1 protein-coding gene is annotated in these 869 nt (G+C 47.8%); it reads right to left on the reverse strand.

Annotation, left to right across the window (positions count from 1 at the left end):
- Window positions 1-87 precede the first annotated feature (87 nt).
- Window positions 88-869, reverse strand: a 782-nt coding sequence (locus tag ACNKXV_RS13270; RefSeq protein WP_417908223.1) for a hypothetical protein, incomplete at its 5' end; no start/stop codon positions are given.

An 869-nucleotide genomic window follows, 5' to 3' on the forward strand; every position in this document is an offset into this window, starting at 1 on the left:
ATAGATCAGAGCAGTACATTTCCAATTAATTAAGACTAATAAAATTTCAAAAAACGGCTGGACAAGTGTCCAGCCGCTCAAGTTTGGCTAATTTCTGGTATGAAACGCTGCTGCTAGTGTAGGATTATCTGATTTTTTGAGTGCTTGTAATTTTTTCTGGATGTTGACGAAGTCGGAGAAATTGATTTTTGAGGCGTCAGCCCAGCTTATTGCACGGAATAGATTGATCAGGTCTCCGGTTGTGGTTCGGATCGATTTTGTCGTTTTATACCATTTGGGTCTGGGCAGTTCCTGTTTTTTGGCTATCGAGGAAGCGACAAGCAGCATGGAATAGACAGCCGTAAGGAATGCGGGGACCTTTTGGCAGGTATCTTTGTTTCTGACTTGTGCCTGTCCGCAACCCAGGATTGTCTTCTGGTCTTTGAAGTTGACCTCGATCTCCCATCTCCAGAGGTATGCCTGTAACAGGGTAGCCAAGTCCATCTCCGGATCGCTGCAGAGCAGGTAAGCGGGTTCTCGGTATAAAAGTCTCGATTTTGTGGTTTTTCGGTAAGAGACAGGTCTGATGATGATCAGTTTGAGGTCTTTGTTGCCCGCCTTTCTCCAGCGGACTCTGGGAATCACTTTGAGGTCGAAGTCATGTACCTTGCCTGCTGCCCATGCTTTCACGCTGACCCATGGATAGTCGTTGGACTGACGGATTTGCTCGGGAGTGGGGAGGCTGTCACCATAAACTTTTTTACGCCCCTTTCCCGTTGCAGCTGCTTCTGCAGGCAGATAGAGGCTGGAGTCTTTCCGGATTCTTCCGATCAGGGCAGTCCGATCAGGAAGTCTTTTCAGAACCGCTTCGTTGGTATAGCTACCGTCCA

The sequence above is a fragment of the Christiangramia aquimixticola genome (genome assembly GCF_048285835.1).
GTDB classification, from domain to species: Bacteria; Bacteroidota; Bacteroidia; order Flavobacteriales; family Flavobacteriaceae; genus Christiangramia; species Christiangramia aquimixticola.